Origin of the sequence: Clostridium sp. (assembly GCF_036643715.1) — a bacterium.
In the GTDB taxonomy this organism is placed as follows: Bacteria; Bacillota; Clostridia; order Clostridiales; family Clostridiaceae; genus Clostridium.
On record NZ_JAVXRL010000001.1, the window covers coordinates 1 to 18582 of the forward strand.

At 29.3% G+C, this 18582-nt stretch carries 13 protein-coding genes and 1 pseudogene; 3 read left to right on the forward strand and 11 right to left on the reverse strand.

Annotated features, from left to right (window positions below):
• Positions 1-331 precede the first annotated feature (331 nt).
• From RSF37_RS00005 to RSF37_RS00015, 3 genes are all read left to right on the forward strand, one after another.
• Positions 332-868, forward strand: coding sequence for a GrpB family protein (locus RSF37_RS00005; protein WP_332562313.1), 537 nt, complete (start codon positions 332-334; stop codon positions 866-868).
• A 220-nt stretch (positions 869-1088) separates the two neighbouring features.
• Positions 1089-2072, forward strand: coding sequence for a phosphatase domain-containing putative toxin (locus RSF37_RS00010; protein ID WP_332562314.1), 984 nt, complete (start codon positions 1089-1091; stop codon positions 2070-2072).
• A complete protein-coding gene (locus RSF37_RS00015) occupies positions 2041-3018 on the forward strand; it encodes a hypothetical protein (protein ID WP_332562315.1) in 978 nt (325 codons plus the stop codon). Before RSF37_RS00010 ends, RSF37_RS00015 begins: the two co-directional genes overlap by 32 nt.
• Positions 3019-3086: 68 nt before the next feature.
• On the opposite strand, the gene RSF37_RS00020 is transcribed toward RSF37_RS00015, so the two are convergent.
• From RSF37_RS00020 to RSF37_RS00070, 11 genes and pseudogenes are all read right to left on the reverse strand, one after another.
• Positions 3087-3485 carry a hypothetical protein gene (locus tag RSF37_RS00020; RefSeq protein WP_332562316.1) on the reverse strand — a complete coding sequence of 133 codons (399 nt, stop codon included), beginning with the start codon at positions 3483-3485 and terminating at the stop codon, positions 3087-3089.
• Entirely contained in the window at positions 3478-3990 is a 513-nt protein-coding gene (locus tag RSF37_RS00025) for a GNAT family N-acetyltransferase (protein ID WP_332562317.1), read from the reverse strand. Before RSF37_RS00025 ends, RSF37_RS00020 begins: the two co-directional genes overlap by 8 nt.
• Positions 3991-4263: 273 nt before the next feature.
• Positions 4264-4770: an AAA family ATPase gene (locus RSF37_RS00030; RefSeq protein ID WP_332562318.1), complete on the reverse strand. Its 507-nt coding sequence runs from the start codon at positions 4768-4770 to the stop codon at positions 4264-4266.
• A gap of 61 nt (positions 4771-4831) precedes the next feature.
• Positions 4832-9415, reverse strand: coding sequence for a CehA/McbA family metallohydrolase (locus RSF37_RS00035; RefSeq protein ID WP_332562319.1), 4584 nt, complete (start codon positions 9413-9415; stop codon positions 4832-4834).
• 203 nt (positions 9416-9618) lie between these two features.
• Complete coding sequence (locus tag RSF37_RS00040; RefSeq protein WP_332562320.1) at positions 9619-11565, reverse strand: 5'-nucleotidase C-terminal domain-containing protein; 1947 nt, start codon at positions 11563-11565, stop codon at positions 9619-9621.
• A gap of 74 nt (positions 11566-11639) precedes the next feature.
• A complete protein-coding gene (locus RSF37_RS00045) occupies positions 11640-12590 on the reverse strand; it encodes an ABC transporter permease (protein WP_332562321.1) in 951 nt (316 codons plus the stop codon).
• Position 12591: 1 nt separating this feature from the next.
• Positions 12592-13683 carry an ABC transporter permease gene (locus RSF37_RS00050; protein WP_332562322.1) on the reverse strand — a complete coding sequence of 364 codons (1092 nt, stop codon included), beginning with the start codon at positions 13681-13683 and terminating at the stop codon, positions 12592-12594.
• Entirely contained in the window at positions 13670-15202 is a 1533-nt protein-coding gene (locus RSF37_RS00055) for an ABC transporter ATP-binding protein (protein ID WP_332562323.1), read from the reverse strand. Before RSF37_RS00055 ends, RSF37_RS00050 begins: the two co-directional genes overlap by 14 nt.
• 89 nt (positions 15203-15291) lie before the next feature.
• A complete protein-coding gene (locus tag RSF37_RS00060; RefSeq protein ID WP_332562324.1) occupies positions 15292-16389 on the reverse strand; it encodes a BMP family lipoprotein in 1098 nt (365 codons plus the stop codon).
• A gap of 216 nt (positions 16390-16605) precedes the next feature.
• Positions 16606-18162 (reverse strand): GGDEF domain-containing protein, encoded by a 1557-nt coding sequence (locus RSF37_RS00065; RefSeq protein ID WP_332562325.1) that lies wholly within the window; start codon positions 18160-18162, stop codon positions 16606-16608.
• Between the two features lie 114 nt (positions 18163-18276).
• Positions 18277-18582: pseudogene (locus RSF37_RS00070) on the reverse strand (hypothetical protein); the annotation flags it as partial.

Below are 18582 nucleotides of genomic sequence, written 5' to 3' on the forward strand. Positions count from 1 at the left end.
ATCTTTTTGTATTTCTTTTTCCCTCTCATTTGTATATCTCCCCCACTTATTTTATTAAATATTATTTTAGCACCAATGGAGATTCTTGTAAATATATTACATAATATATTTATTTTGTAATATTTACTCTACTTTTCATTAAAAAAATAAAGAACAGTTATAATACTGCTCTTTATCATTTAGTTATTCTTTTTTCATATTAATAAATGCACCACTAATTTAACTAATTTATAACGAAATTATAACATTATATATTGAGTAATATAAGTTATTTTTTTGCAACATATATGATATAATTTAATACATTGATTATATAAATAGGAGTGTGTATATGGGAAAAGAAAATTTAGTCAGAGTAATAAAGTTAGTTCCTTACAATCCTAAGTGGGAAGAGAAGTACTTAAAAGAGAAATCATTATTATTAAATTTATTAAATAATGAATTAGTTCAAATTTATCATATTGGAAGTACCGCTATTTCTGGTATATATTCTAAACCTATAATTGATATTCTAATTGAAGTTAAAAACATTAGTAATATAGACAAGTATAATGATTACATGAAATTTTTAGGTTATATACCAAAAGGTGAATTTGGAATTAAAGATCGTAGATTCTTTATAAAAGGGTTATATAATAGAACCCATCATATTCATATATTTGAAACAGGAAATCCTGAAATTTTAAGGCACTTAAATTTCAGGAATTATATGATATATCATCCAGATGAAGCAAAGAGGTATGAAACCCTTAAGAAACATTTAGCTATTAAGTTTAAATATGATATTGATAGTTATTGTGATAATAAAGCTTCTTATATAAATGAAGTTGATGAAAAAGCTAGGCTTTGGTCTACTGCCACAATTTGAAATTCTATTTAAATCACCAATTTATAATTAATTGGTGATTTTTTTCAATTAATTACCAGAATAATTGTTATAACAATACCAAATCCTAATAAATATTACACAATATTTATATAGGAGGTATTTACTAATGAAAAAACTTTTAAAAATCTTCTTATCTATTATTTTAACTCTACTTTTTTCTTTTAATATTTTCACTTTATCCCCTAAAGCTCTGTCTAATATGTCTATTGTAGAAGATGCTTCAAATATAATGACCCTACCTCCTCACTTTCGGAAGTGTACTAATTCAGTTCCAAAAGTAGATTTCAAGCAAAACTTAAATCTCTACGGCCTAAGTACGTTAAATATTTCTGGTAGTGCACAATTTTCAGATAATGGACTATCTTTAATAAAAGATTCTATTGGAGTAAATCTTCCAATTAATGTGGTTGATTTAAGAGAAGAGTCACATGGCTTTGTAAATGGAATTGCTATAAGTTTTGAAAATACAAATAATAATGCAAATGCAGGTTTAACAAGAGATGAGGTCATAGATAAAGAATGTAAAGACCTGTCATCTATTAAGATTAATGAACCGTTAACTTTATCAAATAAAAATATTACTATATATCCTAAAGTTGTTCAAAGTGAACTTGAACTTACTAGTACTAAGGGCCTATCTTATGTTAGAATACCTGTTACTGATGGCGGTTTACCTTCAGATGATATGGTTAATTATTTTGTTAATTACGTAAACGCCCAAAAAAAGGATACTTGGTTACATTTTCATTGTAAAGCTGGCATTGGACGAACTACAACATTTATGATAATGTATGATATTATTAAAAACTGTAATGAAGTAGCTTTAAATGATATTATTACGCGACAAGTATTACTATCTAAAATGGATGATTCTAATGCTAAAGATTTTTATTCTGGTAATAGATTTAATTTCTTAAATAGTTTTTATACAAAATGTAAAAATAATGAATACAAAACCCAAACAAGTAGTATTAGTAGTGAAACTAATACTACTGATTCTTATATTAAAAATTCTATTATTCCAAAATTACTGTATGTAATATGCGAAAGTGATATGACTTGTGAGGAGCAAACTATGATAGCTACGCTCCAAGGCTTAGTATCAACTAAGTCTAAAAAACAAATCTATGGCATTAAGAGATTACGGAAGAATGTCAAAATCATTATTTTTTTACGAAGATGATATTAATGATATTTCCTTAAAGGAGACTATTTTTAAATCAATGGATAGCACCTCTAGAGTATTAGGCTGGGGTACTGACGAACATGCAAATGTAACTATCGCATCAAAATTTGGAGTTGATGTAATTGCTGCTGACTGGTCTTATAATTTATCTGTTTTAAGTTCCTATCCCACTACACCTAAAAAACAAAACAGTAATAATATAACACCTAAAGAAAATGGCGTTCATTACGTTACTTTTGTTATGTCAGATGGTGATAATCAACAATGGTTCCTTGGTAGTAACTTTACTTCACCAAAATGGTATGGCTCTAACAATAGAGGTAACTTCAATTTAGGATGGTCAATAAGTCCCTCTCTCTATTACTTAGCCCCTACTGTTTTTGAAAAATATTATGAAAGTGCAACATGCCATGATAATTTTGTAACGCCTCCATCTGGCAATGGATATATGTACCCTAGTAAATTTCCATTTGAAAAATTAAATTGTTATACAAATAGACTCAATGATTATATGGGAACAGTAGATCAAAACTATGTTTTAATTCTTGATGATGAAGCTCTAGATAAAATCTATTTATGGGATAAATATACTTCTAAATCTAATATAGATGGTCTTTTATATCTTAATTATAATAAAAATAGTAGTTATAACGGTAAAATTATTTGGTCAAATAATAAGCCTGTTGTCTCCTGCAGAGATTTAATTTGGGAAGGTCTAGAAGATGAAAATCAGTTAGTGAAAAACATTGCACATAGAGTAGAATCAGGGTATACAAATATTACGGATCCAAACTCATATACTTTCGTCTATGTACATGTATGGAGTAAAACAATGGATAGTGTTCAAAATGTAGTTAATAAAATACAAGACAATCCAAGTGTACGAATAGTTACTCCAAGCACGTTTATGAATTTGATTAAAGAAAATATAAAGCATAATTAATTTATAAGAAACTATATGGATAGATTCGCTATTACACAAATCTATCCATATAATATTGTAAAGATTTTTTATGGTTCTTCAATATTCCAGCTTATCTCAGCAGTTCCACTGTGGTCACCCTCAACTTGAACTTTATACTTTCCGTCTTTTTCTACATTAAAAGTTTTTGATATCTCTTCCTTTGGATTTTCTATATCTAATAATTTTTTTCCATCTTCATCAAATACTAAAACATTAAGCTCTCCCTTTTCAGTACTTATATCAACATTCAATGTTACTTTCTCACCTTCTTTAAGTTTTAATGTTCTATACTTATATCCTTTAAAGCTTGAGTGAGACATTGATATACTATTTGCTCCATTTGTTTCAGTTGACATAATTGTTTTATAACTACCGCCACTACAACTAATTAATAATACTGCTATAATTCCTATTAACAAAATTAGAGTTATCTTTTTCTTAATCATCCATTTCTTCTCCCATCATTACTTTTTCTAAAATAAAACTAGATTGTAATTCATCCATTGGATTATTGATTTTTACTACGTGAAAGCCACACTTATTTACATAAAAATTATGGTTGCGTCTAGAATATCCAGGAGTTTCAGTGCACCATTTCTTAGTACATTTATATTTATCTTCAATTATATTCCATACCTTAAACCCAATCCCCTTATTTTGAATACATGGATCAATAAATATATTACCTAAATAATTAATTTTACTTTCTTTATTTACCCATACAATTACACAACCAACTATATTTTTATTTTGCATTATCGTATATGCAGATGACTGCTTTTGAAGAGCAAATTTACGTAAAAAGTCTCCATTATTATATCCAGTAGGACCACCCTTCTCATCATTAGTATGCATTTTCGTATCTACATCAAAAGCTCTCTCCATAATCCTCGTTAAAATGTCTATATCATTTTCTTCTAACACCCTAAGTTCTACTTCATTATTTAACATATATTTGCCTCCTATACTTAAAATAAGTTTCCTATCTTATTCCTTAATATTTCTTGCACCTTATATTCTTTATCGAATTCTTTCCTATTTATTTCAGCAATATCTTCATATTTTATAAATTCACCAAAGGATGTCATTATTCCTTTATCATATAAAATCGTATTATTTTTGCCTGCTCTTATTTCAATAAAAATTAATATAATATATATAATTGCAATTATTATTAATGCTATCCCGTTCTTTTTGAAGTTATATTCCCCATATATCCTCCTATCAATTAACTATTTTTATTTTTATCTCACTAACAATTTCACTAACTTCTTTATTTGAAGTATTTATTTTAATCGTATTCATTCCTTCATACAGTTTATTTTTATCAAGACTTCTTTTAATATTACTTTTATCTCTAAGTCCTAATTTTATATCTTTACTTATCCTTCTAATTAACTCATCTTTTTCACACATTAGAGTAATCTTAAACACATCAACATCTGTAATATCTAGTTTTTTTAAAATAGTATTCATTATTTCATCTGTATGTATTACCCAATTAAATAATACATACTCAGAGCTCTTATTTTTTAAAAAGTTATTTATTATATATGCAATATTGTCTAGTACCATTTTTTTATTTTCATCATTTACTACAAATGGATTCATATGCCAAACATTGTCTCCATCAAGCCAAAAACAATTTTCAAGTTCTTTATATAAACTTTTACTTACGGTTGTTTTTCCAGATCCCATAACACCATTTATTATTATCAATTTTTTTCTCATGTTTCCTCCTAATTTTAAAAAGCCGAAGATATATGTGTCTTCGGCTTTTATTTTTATTATATTAAACTATTTTTTTCCTAATTATTATTCCTCCAAGAAGCATCATCATTGCTCCAAAACTTAAAAATAATAAACCATCTTCTTTTCCTGTTTGCGGTATACTTTCACTTTTCTCTTTAACAGTTACTTTTATTTCCTTAGTAGTTGTTGCACCATCTTTATCTGTTACAGAATATATAACTTTATATTCTGAAGCTTTATTTACATCTACTGTATTTTCAACTACTTTAATTTTAGAAGTTAAATCTCCATCCTCTTTATCAGTTGCAGTTACACCTTTTAGAGGATTAAATTTTTCTCCAAAATTTATAGTTAAATCATTTGCATTTATAACTGGAACTTCATTTACTACTTCTGGCTTAATATCTGGTTTCTCTTCTGGAACTTCTGGCTTTTCTTCATCCTTAACTTTTATTACTTCTTTAGTATCACGAACTCTCAATCTATGACCTTCTGGATCTTCTGATGCTAATCCAACTGCTGTAACTGTATCATTAACTTTTATTCTTTCCTTCCATTCATCTAAATTAGAAAGGTTATCACTATTACCAATATATCCTTCAATATAAACTCTAGCTTCTCCTGAACCATCATTAACGAAAATGTTTTGCCCTTCTATCTTACTTACTTTACCTTTAACTTGAACTAATAATCCTTCCATCTTTTCAAGCATACTGTCTTTAGTAGTCATTTTTTCTGGACTTAATGGAGTAATTGTTTCATCTATAACTTTTAAATCAATACTTTCATCTTTTATTCTAATTTGGGCATCACCTAAGTAGGAAGATACTTCACCTTTTATTCTAACTTTTTGACCTACTTTTATATCTGTATTAGATACCCCAAAAACTGTTAAACCACCTGTTGTATCTTGAACATATATACAATCAAAGAATGAATTATTTGGCATTGATTTATTTGATGCTGCTGTAACTATACCTTCAACAGCTACTACTTTTCCATAATTATCCGGAATATTATCTTCATCAATATCAACACGTACATCTGCTATATTGCTTACACTAACTTCTGGTGCTGGTGCTAATGCCTTTAATATACTCTCTGTAATTCTATAGTTTGAATAATCTAATCCATCCATCTCAAAATCTGAGAAAAATGTAGAACCAGCTACAACTACTTTTGCTCCACTTTCTAAAGTTTCAACAGCGATTGCATTTACATCACCCTTATCAACTTTAGTATAATCGCCACTTTTATCAGCGTCACTATTGTAGGTAGTATCATGACCTTTAACTAGAACTTCTACATTTTTTGAATTCTCATCTACAAGCACTGAACAACCACTATAGAAACTATATTTAGCATCAAAATCTACACCACTTAAATATTTGCTTTCCTTATTGTAATTATTAAAATACAGTCTATAATTTTGTCCTCCATTATCATTATCATCAATAACTTGATCATCATTAAATCTAGTACTTGCACCTATTGCTTTAAGTACTGAATTCCCTTGAATAGAGTTTTGGTATTCGTCTTTAGGATCACCATAATCAGCCTTTGAAGTTATTACTACATTTCCGCCTCTATCTGTAAATCTCTTTATCGCACCAAGTTCAGCATCGCTATACTTTTTAGGTGAAAGACCGTATTTATCATCTTTTTTACTTTCAGGATCTGTAAGCATAAGTAATGATATTCCTTTTAATCTTTCGTCTGTAATTTCTTCATCTTCTTTAGTAACTATTACTTTACCTGAATTTTGTGCGACTAATGCCTTTGTAGTATTCATCTTTCCTGCATAGTTACCTGTTACATATTGATTAAAGTGAGCTCCATCAATAAGTATTTTAACAACGTCTTTTTCATTTAAAACTTTCAATTCTATACTTCCTGTAAATACTTTTTCTCCGCCTTCACTATTAACAGTTACCTTAGATTCCACTTTATAAAGGCCTTCTTTATTAGGTGTAAACTTATATGTGGACTTTCCTGTGCTACCCCCTTCTATAAAATCAATATTATCAGTATATATACTTTCTTTACTGTCATTTAGGAAATATTCTACCTTGATATCATTTATTTTCATACCTTCATTATTATATACTGTAGTAACTACATTAACCTCTTCGTTGACTAACGGTACATCTGTTTCGCTATCAACTGATGATATTCCAATTTTATCTTTTTCTCCAATCCAAATAGGTGCTGTAACCGCTATATCCCCATCAACCTCAACAACTTTAACATAATAATATGAGCTATCTGAATTATCTAAATTAAACTCCCAATTCTTTTCCTCATTATTAATATTATCTATTGATTTAATTACTTTTCCGCCATCTCCAATTACTGAAATATTTTTTATATTATCTCCATTATCTATATCTTTAACATTTATATTAAAGCTTAACTTATCTGTTTCTTCTAGTTTAGAACCCATTGTGCTTCCATTTAAAGAATATGAAATCCTTAGATTCTCGTCTTCTGTTGAATACACTCTCATCTCATTTAATGAATTATAAAGAGATTCTCTAGTAAGATTTGGCGCCTCAATTACTGTTCTAGCAGTATTTGCATTACCCCATTTACCTTTATGATTATCTTGATTATTTGTTGGTGCAACATGCCATCCTTTGTCTAAAGCTCTTGTGTAGTATTCATATGATGGGAAATATCCTGCACTTCCTACAGCACCTTCCCCATTTCCAACTTCAACTAAACTAATTCGATTGTCTATTTCCGTATCATAGTGAGCGAAGTCATTAAAATCTCCAAAAGTTTTACCTGGATGATTAAATTGTGATATGGACTCTTCTTCACTTTTTAATTGCTTATAATATGCTGTTAAATTCATATTTTTATTGCTTCTTGTTTCAAACCCATTAGTATTGAACGTATTTATGTGACCATAGCCACCTGTTGATCCTGACCATGTCATTTCATATCCATATATTGCAGTAAAATTACCATCTTCATTATATTTATCTGCAGCACTTTTTCCTGTATTCCACTTTGTACTCATAGATCCATCTGCAATACTTGCTTGCAAATCATTATCAAATGAATTTGAATGGTCTGTTACTGCAAAGAAATCTAAATTTGCCTTTTCTTTAGCATACGTATATGCATCATCTACAGACCCTTGCCCATCTGATAAGTTAGAATGTGAATGGAGTTGCCCAAAGTATAAATTCTTAGAACTCTTACCTACTGTAAAACTCCAATTTTTAAATGTTTTATTGTTAAGTTTATCAGAAACTTCTATTGCAACTGTATAAAGTCCATCTTTTAAATCTTCCTCTACTAAATATTTTATTGTGTTATCATTTTTAACTAATTTACTTGTAACATCCTTATCATTAAAAATAATTTTTACACTATCAATATCAACACCACTTGGATCCTCAAAGCTTGCTGATATTTCTAAATTATTAAAATCTTCAATATTAGAACCTGGTTTAGGATTTAAATTACTCATAGTAGGTCCATCTTTATCTTCGTTTTCTTCTGGTTTTTCTTCATCAACTTTTATAAATTCGGCTGAACTTCCATAAAGTTGAACAGTATCTTTAAATCTTCCCATAGTACCCTTTACATTTACAATATCCCCAGTTTTAACATTTAATCCTGATGGAAGGAAATATATATCTAATTCTTCAGTACCCTGAATTAATTTTTTATTCTCTACATTGAGCGTTGCATTTTTTATTTCTACGTAATGAGAATCGAAATTTTTTTCTTTTAGTTCTTTTATAGTTACAAATTTAGGATTTGGTTGTCCTTTTTTACTTATTATTTTCATTTCACTTGATTGTATTTGAAGCATGTTATTAAAATTCTCTAATACACCACTAACCTCAATTTCAGTACCATTAATAGCTTCATCAAAGTTTAATCCATTCTTAAAATTAGAAACTGATATTGCCCCTGTATTATCCTGAATATGAAGAGTTTTACTTCTATCATTAAAAGAAACCACTCCTCTAACTTTTACTTCATTTCCAATGGATTCTTCTCTTGCTTTCTCTATTGCTAAAACGCCATTTATTTCTGGATTTGATATACTACCATTACCTGTTAGTTTTATATCATCTATAGAAACATTACTACTTTTTTTGTTATACTCTAATTTTATTTTTTCGGCTTTTTTAGGAATATTAAATTTTAAAACTTCTCCACTACCTTCAGGTAATGTTCCATCTTCCACACTTAGATTTTGAATAACTTCCCAAGTATCATTACATAAAATTTCTATATCTAAAGTAGATTCCGCTATATTACTCTGTCCTTTTACCCAAAAACTTAATTCACCATCATTTTTAAGTTCAAATTCTGGTGTTTCAATACTCATACCGTTTTTTTCTAATTTAGCTGATGGACTTTCTTTTCCATAGTTTCCATTCGTATTATATCCTTTCATATCATTAGGATTTAACTTCCACCCATCTGAAGCTTTAACTAAATTTTTGTCTCCTGTAAAACCTTCTTCAAAAATTATCTTTTCAGAATCCTTTCCTAAACTCCCATTTGCAAATACAACATGTGTTGGTGTAAGCAGACCCGTTATCATTGATACCGCCACAGCTAAACTTAATATTTTACCCTTTTTAAATTTATGCATATTAAACCTCCCAATACTTATTCCAACTTAATTATATAATCTCAATATATTACTTACAATGTTAATTATGTAATTTAACAGTATATAAGTAAAATTTATACATATATTTAACAAAAAAAATCACATACTTATCTTTTTGTAATTTTAGATGCGTAAAATGTATTAAATTTTTTAAGTTAATACATTTTACGCAGTTTTATAGGCTAAGCTCTTTTCTTAATTATTATTCCTCCAAGAAGCATCATCATTGCTCCAAAACTTAAAAATAATAGTCCATCTTCTTTTCCTGTTTGCGGTATACTTTCACTTTTCTCTTTAACAGTTACTTTTATTTCCTTAGTAGTTGTTGCACCATCTTTATCTGTTACAGAATATATAACTTTATATTCTGAAGCTTTATTTACATCTACTGTATTTTCAACTACTTTAATTTTAGAAGTTAAATCTCCATCCTCTTTATCAGTTGCAGTTACACCTTTTAGAGGATTAAATTTTTCTCCAAAATTTATAGTTAAATCATTTGCATTTATAACTGGAACTTCATTTACTACTTCTGGCTTAATATCTGGTTTCTCTTCTGGAACTTCTGGCTTTTCTTCTGTAGCTTTTTCTCTTACTATTCTTCCTTCAACTTTATAATCTACTTTTCCTATTTTCTGAATGTATTGAGCTAAAGCCTCATCTAATGCTTTAAATTCATTTTCAGTTTTAGAATTTCCAAAGTGAGGATATCCATCTCCACCAGCTGCAATAAAGTCATTAGTTGCAACTAAATATTCCTTATCCATATCAATCTTTTCTCCATTAACCTTCACACTATGAACCCTTTTTAAAGCTTCTTCTTCTGGGTCAAATTTAAATGTTATTCCAGATACATGAGTAAATTGTCCTGCAGCTTCTGGAGCATCTTTAACACCATGTTCTAATACATCTTTAATTTCAGATCCTTTAAGCTTTTTAGTTACTATAAAGTTTCCAAAAGGTAATACACTAATTACATCACCTTTAGTTATAGTTCCTTCTTTTATACTAGAACGTATTCCACCACCATTTGTTATAGCTATTTCTGCACCAGTTTCATTTATCATTGCATCAGTAATTAAATTACCTAAATTAGTTTCACTAGTTCTAACATTTTCACGTTCACCATCAAGCTTTGTAGAGGTCTCTCCTACCTTTTGTGATAAGATAACATTTTGAGCTTCATCAATTTCTTCAATTTTACTTTGAACATTTTCATCTGGATTATATTTTGAAGCTTCTTCATTATTAATAAGTCTCGCTTTCTTATTAACTAACTTTTTACTATTATTATCAACTGTTAATGTAAGCTCTCCAAGGTTTGCCTCATACTCTCCAGTACTAACTATTAAAGTATCATTTTCTCCATTGAATCCATTTTCAAATTTAGAATGGCTATGTCCATCTATTATTACATCTATTCCTTTTACTTCTCTTGCAATGTCTTCTGATGTTGTTTCACTTGATTTATCTGTTCCGACATGAGCAAGTGCTATAACTAAATCAGCTCCCTTATCTTCAAGTTCTTTTACTTGTTCCTTTGCTGATTCAGTTGTATCTTTAAAGTCAATTCCTTTAACATTATTAGGATTAGTCTTATATGTTGTCTCCTCTGTAGTTAACCCAAAGAACCCAACCTTTACTCCGTCAATATTTTCAATGTAATTTGAATCTAATATAGTTTTATTTTCTTTAGTTACATTTGAAGATATAATATCAAAGGATTTATCTCCAGTTTTCGCAATTTTTGATAGTTCTAATAGCCTTTCATATCCATAATTAAAATCATGATTACCTGGCACCATAAGATCATATCCAGCTTCTTTCATAAGTTCAATTATGTCAGCTCCTTTATTCATAGTTGCAAATGGAAGCCCATGAAGTGTATCACCTGCATCAACAAGCATTGAGTTTGATTTAGACTTCTTTATTGATGAAATTCTATCAATTCCAATTATTTTGCTGTCACCTTTAACTCTACCATGTGTATCATTTGTGTGAAAAATTGTAATTTCTGTTTGTGATAATTTCTCCTTTGCACTTACAAATTCTCCTGGACTAATAAATCCTGTAATGACAGTGAATGCTAACGCAAAACTTGCCATTCTCATTTTGTTTCTTTTAATCATAAAAACCCCTCCCTTATTTATAAAAAAGGGAGAAACTATATATTAATAATTTCTCCCAAGTTAATATCATTTAATTATCTCTTGCCTTTATCAAAAGGTTCCCCAACAGCCTTTGGTGCTCTTGAACTTTTTGAGAATATAACAAGTGCTATTAAAGTCATTACATATGGGAATATCTTTAATACTACTTGTGGATAAGATGCAAGTTCTGGTATAACTTGTGATACATTAGCTATTGTACTTGCAAACCCAAAGAAGAATGCAGCTCCAAGTATTCCAAGTGGCTTCCATTGTCCAAATATTAATGCTGCTAGTGCTAAGAATCCAAGCCCTCCAACATTTCCATTGAATTCACCTGCATAAGTAACTATTATTATAGCTCCTCCAAGTGCTGAAAATCCTCCTGATACCATAACTCCTATATATCTCATCTTATATACATTAATCCCTGCTGCATCAGCTGCTTGAGGGTGTTCTCCACATGCTCTAAGTCTCATACCAAATGGTGTTTTATAAAGTATAAAAGTGGCAACAGCAAGTATTATTAATACTAGCCATGTTGATGAATATGTGTTTTTGAAGAAAAAATCTCCAATTACAGGTATGTCGCTTAATACAGGGATATCTTTTGGTACAAATCCCTGTCTTATTCTTATATTACCACTTCCTGTAATATTTCTAGCTAAGAACATTGTTAAAGCTCCAGCTATCATATTTATTGCAGTACCGCTTATTATTTGCTCAGCATTTAAATTAATACTTGCAAAAGCATGTAAAAGTGAAAATAATACTCCAGCTATTGTAGCTGCAATAAGTGCTACCCAAATAACTGTATCTCCACCTAATTTATCTTGGAATAATACAACTGTAAGTGCACCAACAAAAGAACCGACTATCATAAGTCCATCAAGCCCTATATTAGTAACACCACTTCGTTCACTGTAAAGTGCTCCTAGTGCTGCAATTAAAAGAGGTATTGTAAATGAAATAGCATACGGGAAGATTTGCTCTAAAGTTTCTAACATACTACTTCACCTTCCTTTCATTTTTTTCACCATTTACAGGTTCCATAATAGTTTTCTGCTTTTTCTTAAGTCTAAACTTATTTAATACTCTTTCAATAACTATACTAGTTGCTGCAAAGTATATAATAGTTGCCATTATAGTGTCTGCAATTTCTGGTGGAATTTCAGTCATTGCACTCATGAATCCACTTCCTGTATATAATAAACCAAAGAATAAAGCTGCAAATAAAACTCCAATTGGACTATTAGCTCCAAGTAGTGAAACAGCTATCCCATCAAACCCTTGTGTTGGTAATACGCCTGTTTGGATTATACTAGCATTTCCTGCATATTGAACAACTCCTGCAAGCCCTGCAAGTCCTCCTGAAATCATCATTGAAAGAACTATATTTTTATTTACAGATATACCTGCATACTCTGCACCATATCTATTAAATCCAACAGCTTTTAGTTCATAACCTAAAGTTGTTTTATTTAAAATAAACCATATTATAAAAATTGCAATAATAGCAAGTATTGTTCCTAAATTGATATATGATCCTTTGAAAAGGTTGCTCATAGCTTCTACCCTAAGTGTTGCACTTTCGGCTAATGGTCTTGTTTCTGTTTCATATTCACCACCCAAATACTTAGGTACCATATAGTAAACAAACCAATACGCTGTCCAGTTCATCATTATTGTTGACACTACTTCATGAACATTAAATTTTGCTTTTAGTATCCCTGGTATAGTTGCAACTGCAGCTCCGCCTAGAATACCTGCTAATACCATAAGTATTAATAATATAGGTCTTGGTGCATCAACAGTAAGTCCTACACCAACTGAACAAAAAGCTCCAAATAACATTTGTCCAGAAGCACCAATATTAAAAAGTCCTGTTCTAAAAGCAAATGTAACTGAAAGTCCAGTTAAAATTAATGGTGTTGCTGTTGCTATTGTATTACCAATTCTCTCAACACTTTTAAGTCCACCTTGGAAAAGATACGTAAACCCTTCTACAGGATTATGTCCAAGTGCAACCATTAATAATGAACCAGTAAGAAGTCCTAAAAATATTGCTAATAAAGATACTATCGCTTTATTTGTTTTCATTAGATTCTCCCTCCTTAATTCCAGCCATCATTAATCCAACTTCATTTTCATTAGTTTCTTTAGCATCCACAACTCCAATTAGTTCTCCACCATTTACAATTGCAATTCTATCTGAAACGTTTAATATTTCATCAAGTTCTAATGAAACTAAAAGTACGGCTTTACCGTTATCTCTTTGTTCAATTAATCTTTTATGAATATATTCAATTGAACCAACATCAAGTCCTCTAGTTGGTTGAACCGCTATTAATAAATCAGGATTTAAAGAAACTTCACGGCCAATAATTGCCTTTTGTTGATTTCCTCCTGATAGTGTTCTCGATTTTGATATTGCACCTTCACCTGATCTTACATCAAATTCCTTTAATATTTTCTCAGCATATTTTCTTATTGCTCCTTTATTAAGAATACCTTTCTTTGAAAAAGGCTCTTTATTGTAAAGTTCAATTATCATATTCTCTTCTAATGAATAATCTAATACAAGACCTCTTTTATGTCTGTCTTCTGGTATATGTGCAATTCCTTTATTTATTCTTTTTCTTATTTTTTCATTTGTTATATCTTCACCTTTATAAATAATGTTTCCACTATCAACTTTTCTAAGGCCTGTTATAGCCTCCACAAGTTCAGTTTGTCCATTGCCTTCTACACCTGCTATTCCAAGTATCTCTCCACTTTTTACATCAATAGTAAAGTTTTTAAGGCCTAAAACCTTCTTATTATTTTTTACAGATAAGTCATTAATAGTAAGTACCACTTCACCCGGTTTAGAGTCTTTTTTTTCAACTTTAAATGAAACTTCACGACCAACCATCATTGTTGCCATTTCTTTTTGTGATGTACTTTTTACATCAACTGTGCCAATATATTTTCCTCTTCTTATAACTGTGCATTTATCAGCAACAGCTTTAATTTCCTTAAGCTTATGTGTTATAATAATAACTGATTTCCCAATCTTAACCAGCTCTTTTATTATCTTCATTAACTCGTCTATTTCCTGAGGCGTAAGTACTGCTGTTGGTTCATCAAATATTAAAATTTCAGCATTTTTATATATCATTTTTAATATTTCAACCCTTTGTTGCATTCCAACAGAAATGTCCTCAATTTTCGCATAAGGATCAACATTTAATCCATATTGCTTTGATAATTCATCTATTCTTTTTGCAGCAGTTTTAATATCCACAACAAATCCTTTTTTAGGTTCACATCCAAGTATTATATTTTCTGTTACAGTAAAGTTTTCAACTAATTTAAAATGTTGATGAACCATTCCTATTCCAAGGTCATTTGCAACATTTGGATTTGTTATTTTTACTTCCTTACCATTTATCTTTATTGTTCCTCGCTCTGGCTGGTACATTCCAAAAAGCATTCCCATTAAAGTTGATTTACCAGCACCATTTTCTCCAAGTAGTGCATGAACCTCACCTTTTTTTAACTGAAGAGTCACATTGTCATTAGCAACAATCCCCGGAAATTCTTTTCGAATATTTAGCATTTCAACTGCATATCCCATATAAATCCTCCCCTTTAAGTGATGTATTATTTACCTATAGTTAAAAAGGGGCGATTACCCGCCCCCAAAACCAAACTTTAAAGTTTTAATTATTTAATTAAATCGCCTTGTTCTGCTGAAACTTTAATTTCATCTGATTTAATTTTTTCAAAAACATCTTTTGCTGCTTTTACAGCTTCTTCTGAAAGATTAGGATTTTCTTCTGGAAGTCCAATACCATCATTTTTAGCATCATACATTAAAGTCTTTCCGCCTTGGAACTTACCATCTATCTCATCTTTAATCATATCAAATGTTGACTTTTTAATTTTCTTTGTAGCTGAAGTTAAAACAGCTGATTTTTCTTTTCCATCTTTATCTTTGTATATACCTTCTGCATATTGGTCAACGTCAACACCAACAACCCAAGCATTCTTTCCTTGTTGCGCTCTATTTTTAGCTTCTGTTATTGCTCCAGCACCAGTTCCACCTGCTGCAGTAAATATTACTTCAACGCCTTTATCATACATTTTAGCTGCAATTTGTTGACCAGCTGCTGATGTATTAAATGTACCTTGGTATATAACATTTTCTTTCTTTATAGTAATCTTTGTACCTAATTTTTCATTAGCATACTTAACACCTTGTTGGAATCCCCAATTGAATTTTTGAACTGCTGGTATTTCCATTCCACCAATAAATCCAAATTCTGACTCTTTCATTTGAACTGCTGATGCAACTCCTGCTAAGAATCCTGATTGTTCTTCTGCGAAGAATATTGCAACTGTATTTGGTGCAACAACTGCCTTAAAATCTCCATTATGTGGATTACCATCTAATATTATAAACTTTGCATCCTCATACTTTTCTTGAGCCTTAAATATAGCTGTTTCAAACTTGTATCCTGGTGTAACTATAAATTTATTTCCAGCATCATATTGGTTACCAATTTCCTTTAAGTAATCAGCTTCATTTTCACCCTTTGGTTGTAAGTACTTAGGCGCTTGTATTCCAAGCTCTTTTTCAGCTTGTACAATTCCTTCCCATGTACCTTGGTTAAATGACTTATCATCGATAGTTCCTGAATCTGTTACCATACCAACTTTTAGATCTGATTTAGCTTCTTTCTTTTCCCCCTCACTTCCACAAGCAACTAATCCTGTTGCCATAACTAATGTAAGTGCTAACGCTATGAATTTTCTTTTCATATCTTCCCCTCCTAAATATTATTCAATTTTATACAATTTACCCCATAATTATACACTACATATATACCCATCCTCAATACTTTTTGAACACTTTGTTTACTTTTTATTAATTTATTATTAATTTTATTTAAAATTTATTCATTTTATACTTTAAATAATAAAAAAAATAAGAATGATAACAAATCATCCTTAATTTTAAAATATCTTATCTTTTAATTATATTTTATATGCTACTTCATAATTATTCTTACCATTTTTTTTAACATTGTATAATATATCATCACATTCTTCTAATATACTATACATATTATACTTACATCGTATAGCTTCATAATCAGTTATAGCTCCAATAGACAAACTTATTTCATGACCTTGTATTATATTATTTATTCTAAGTTTCTTAGACTCTTCAAATATTTTCTTCATAATTTTTTCTCCTTCATGTACTTCATTATGATTATATAATATAAAAAACTCATCTCCACCATATCTGAATATTTTACCATTATATCCTATTGTAAATTTAATCATAGTACTTATTTCAATTAAAGCTCTATCTCCAAATATATGTCCATAATTATCATTAATACCTTTAAAATCATCTACATCCATCATTGCTAAAGTAGTATACTTTTTCATCAAACATTTTTTAGAATCAAATACTTCATCTAAGTATCTTCTATTAAATATATTTGTTAATGGATCTAAGTTGCTCTTTAATTTGAATTTTTCCAAAGTATTTTGTAAATCCTTATTACTTTCTAATTGCTTCTTTTCTTGTTTTTTTATTTCCACTATTTCTTTTAAGTTTTTCAAATCTACTATTATTCCCTCTGTAATTTCTTGTCTATTATTTTTTATACCAACTAATAATAAATTAATACAGAGCTGCCTTGGTATCTTTTCTTCATATCCCCATGATACAATCTCATCTATTACATCTAATGAGAGCATATAATATTCAAACTTTGCAGCAGCTTTACACACATTTAATAAAATTCTAATGCCATTTTTCTCATCACCCATTTTTTTGTATAAAACAGCTTTATTTTTCATATTTTTAAAATAAAATACAATATCATTATCTAATGAGCAATTCTCTTCTATTTTATCTATATATTTAATAGCCTCTTTATAGTTACCCTTAGCCTCATTCTCAGCCTTAAGTATTAGATACTTTAAATAATTAAGTTTATATTTCTGTTCATTATCTATCTCTCTTTCATATATTTCAGAAAAAATATCTTTATATTTATTACCTTCACTTATATTAAGTAATATATAATTTAGAACAGATATATTCGTTATAGCCCAAATATATAATCTTTTATTTTCTATAGATTTTAAAAATTCTAAATCTAATCTCGTTGTTAAAAAAAGGGCTTGTTCATATATTCTTTCTAATGTAAAAATAATTATCAATTCCAAAATAACCCTATTAGTTGATTCTTTATAATCATTTATTTCAGCATACTCAAGAGCAGTATAAAAATTATTTCTAGCATCGACAAACTTATCCTCTTTATATTCACATAATCCTATATCAGCATATAATTCTGGAATAAAAACCCCATCCTTATTCATTAATTCAATAGCTTCATTGGCATATAGTTTACACTTATCAAATTTCCCTTTAATAAGATAGCATTTACTCTTAATCATACAACTATATTTTTTTTCTATATTTTTTTTATTACATTTTAATTTTCTTAATACAACATCTGGTTCTTTATAACACTCATCTAATACTATTTTTACTTCTTCATCTATCATAGAAAGCCCTCCCATTTACAGTATAATTATACCACTTTTGATACATTTTTCTATTAACTAAAAAAGAAGTCATTGTAACATTTAAGTTAACCGACTTCTTCTAAATTGATATATTTATCTACTTGTTCTATTATTCCCATTATTGTTAGGTCTTCTATTTCTATTGTTAAAGTTTCCATTATTATTTTGATCACCATTCATATTTTGCATAAGCATTTCCATAAATCTATTCATATCATTTTGATTCATGTTATTCATGTTATTCATGTTATTCATGTTGTTCATCCCATTATTTCTACCACCAGACATTTGATTCATTAACATGTTTAACATAGGGTTATTACCCATACCACCCATTTGATTCATTCCATTCATGCCGTTCATTTGATTCATTCCATTCATCTGACTCATGCCACCCAT

What these genes read in the sequence shown, in the direction of transcription:
- RSF37_RS00005 (WP_332562313.1), top strand. Translation starts at nt 332, where the DNA reads ATGGGAAAAGAAAATTTAGTCAGAGTAATAAAGTTAGTTCCTTACAAT.
- RSF37_RS00010 (WP_332562314.1), top strand. Translation starts at nt 1,089, where the DNA reads ATGTCTATTGTAGAAGATGCTTCAAATATAATGACCCTACCTCCTCAC.
- RSF37_RS00015 (WP_332562315.1), top strand. Translation starts at nt 2,041, where the DNA reads ATGTCAAAATCATTATTTTTTTACGAAGATGATATTAATGATATTTCC.
- RSF37_RS00020 (WP_332562316.1), bottom strand. Translation starts at nt 3,485, where the DNA reads ATGATTAAGAAAAAGATAACTCTAATTTTGTTAATAGGAATTATAGCA.
- RSF37_RS00025 (WP_332562317.1), bottom strand. Translation starts at nt 3,990, where the DNA reads ATGTTAAATAATGAAGTAGAACTTAGGGTGTTAGAAGAAAATGATATA.
- RSF37_RS00030 (WP_332562318.1), bottom strand. Translation starts at nt 4,770, where the DNA reads ATGAGAAAAAAATTGATAATAATAAATGGTGTTATGGGATCTGGAAAA.
- RSF37_RS00035 (WP_332562319.1), bottom strand. Translation starts at nt 9,415, where the DNA reads ATGCATAAATTTAAAAAGGGTAAAATATTAAGTTTAGCTGTGGCGGTA.
- RSF37_RS00040 (WP_332562320.1), bottom strand. Translation starts at nt 11,565, where the DNA reads ATGATTAAAAGAAACAAAATGAGAATGGCAAGTTTTGCGTTAGCATTC.
- RSF37_RS00045 (WP_332562321.1), bottom strand. Translation starts at nt 12,590, where the DNA reads ATGTTAGAAACTTTAGAGCAAATCTTCCCGTATGCTATTTCATTTACA.
- RSF37_RS00050 (WP_332562322.1), bottom strand. Translation starts at nt 13,683, where the DNA reads ATGAAAACAAATAAAGCGATAGTATCTTTATTAGCAATATTTTTAGGA.
- RSF37_RS00055 (WP_332562323.1), bottom strand. Translation starts at nt 15,202, where the DNA reads ATGGGATATGCAGTTGAAATGCTAAATATTCGAAAAGAATTTCCGGGG.
- RSF37_RS00060 (WP_332562324.1), bottom strand. Translation starts at nt 16,389, where the DNA reads ATGAAAAGAAAATTCATAGCGTTAGCACTTACATTAGTTATGGCAACA.
- RSF37_RS00065 (WP_332562325.1), bottom strand. Translation starts at nt 18,162, where the DNA reads ATGATAGATGAAGAAGTAAAAATAGTATTAGATGAGTGTTATAAAGAA.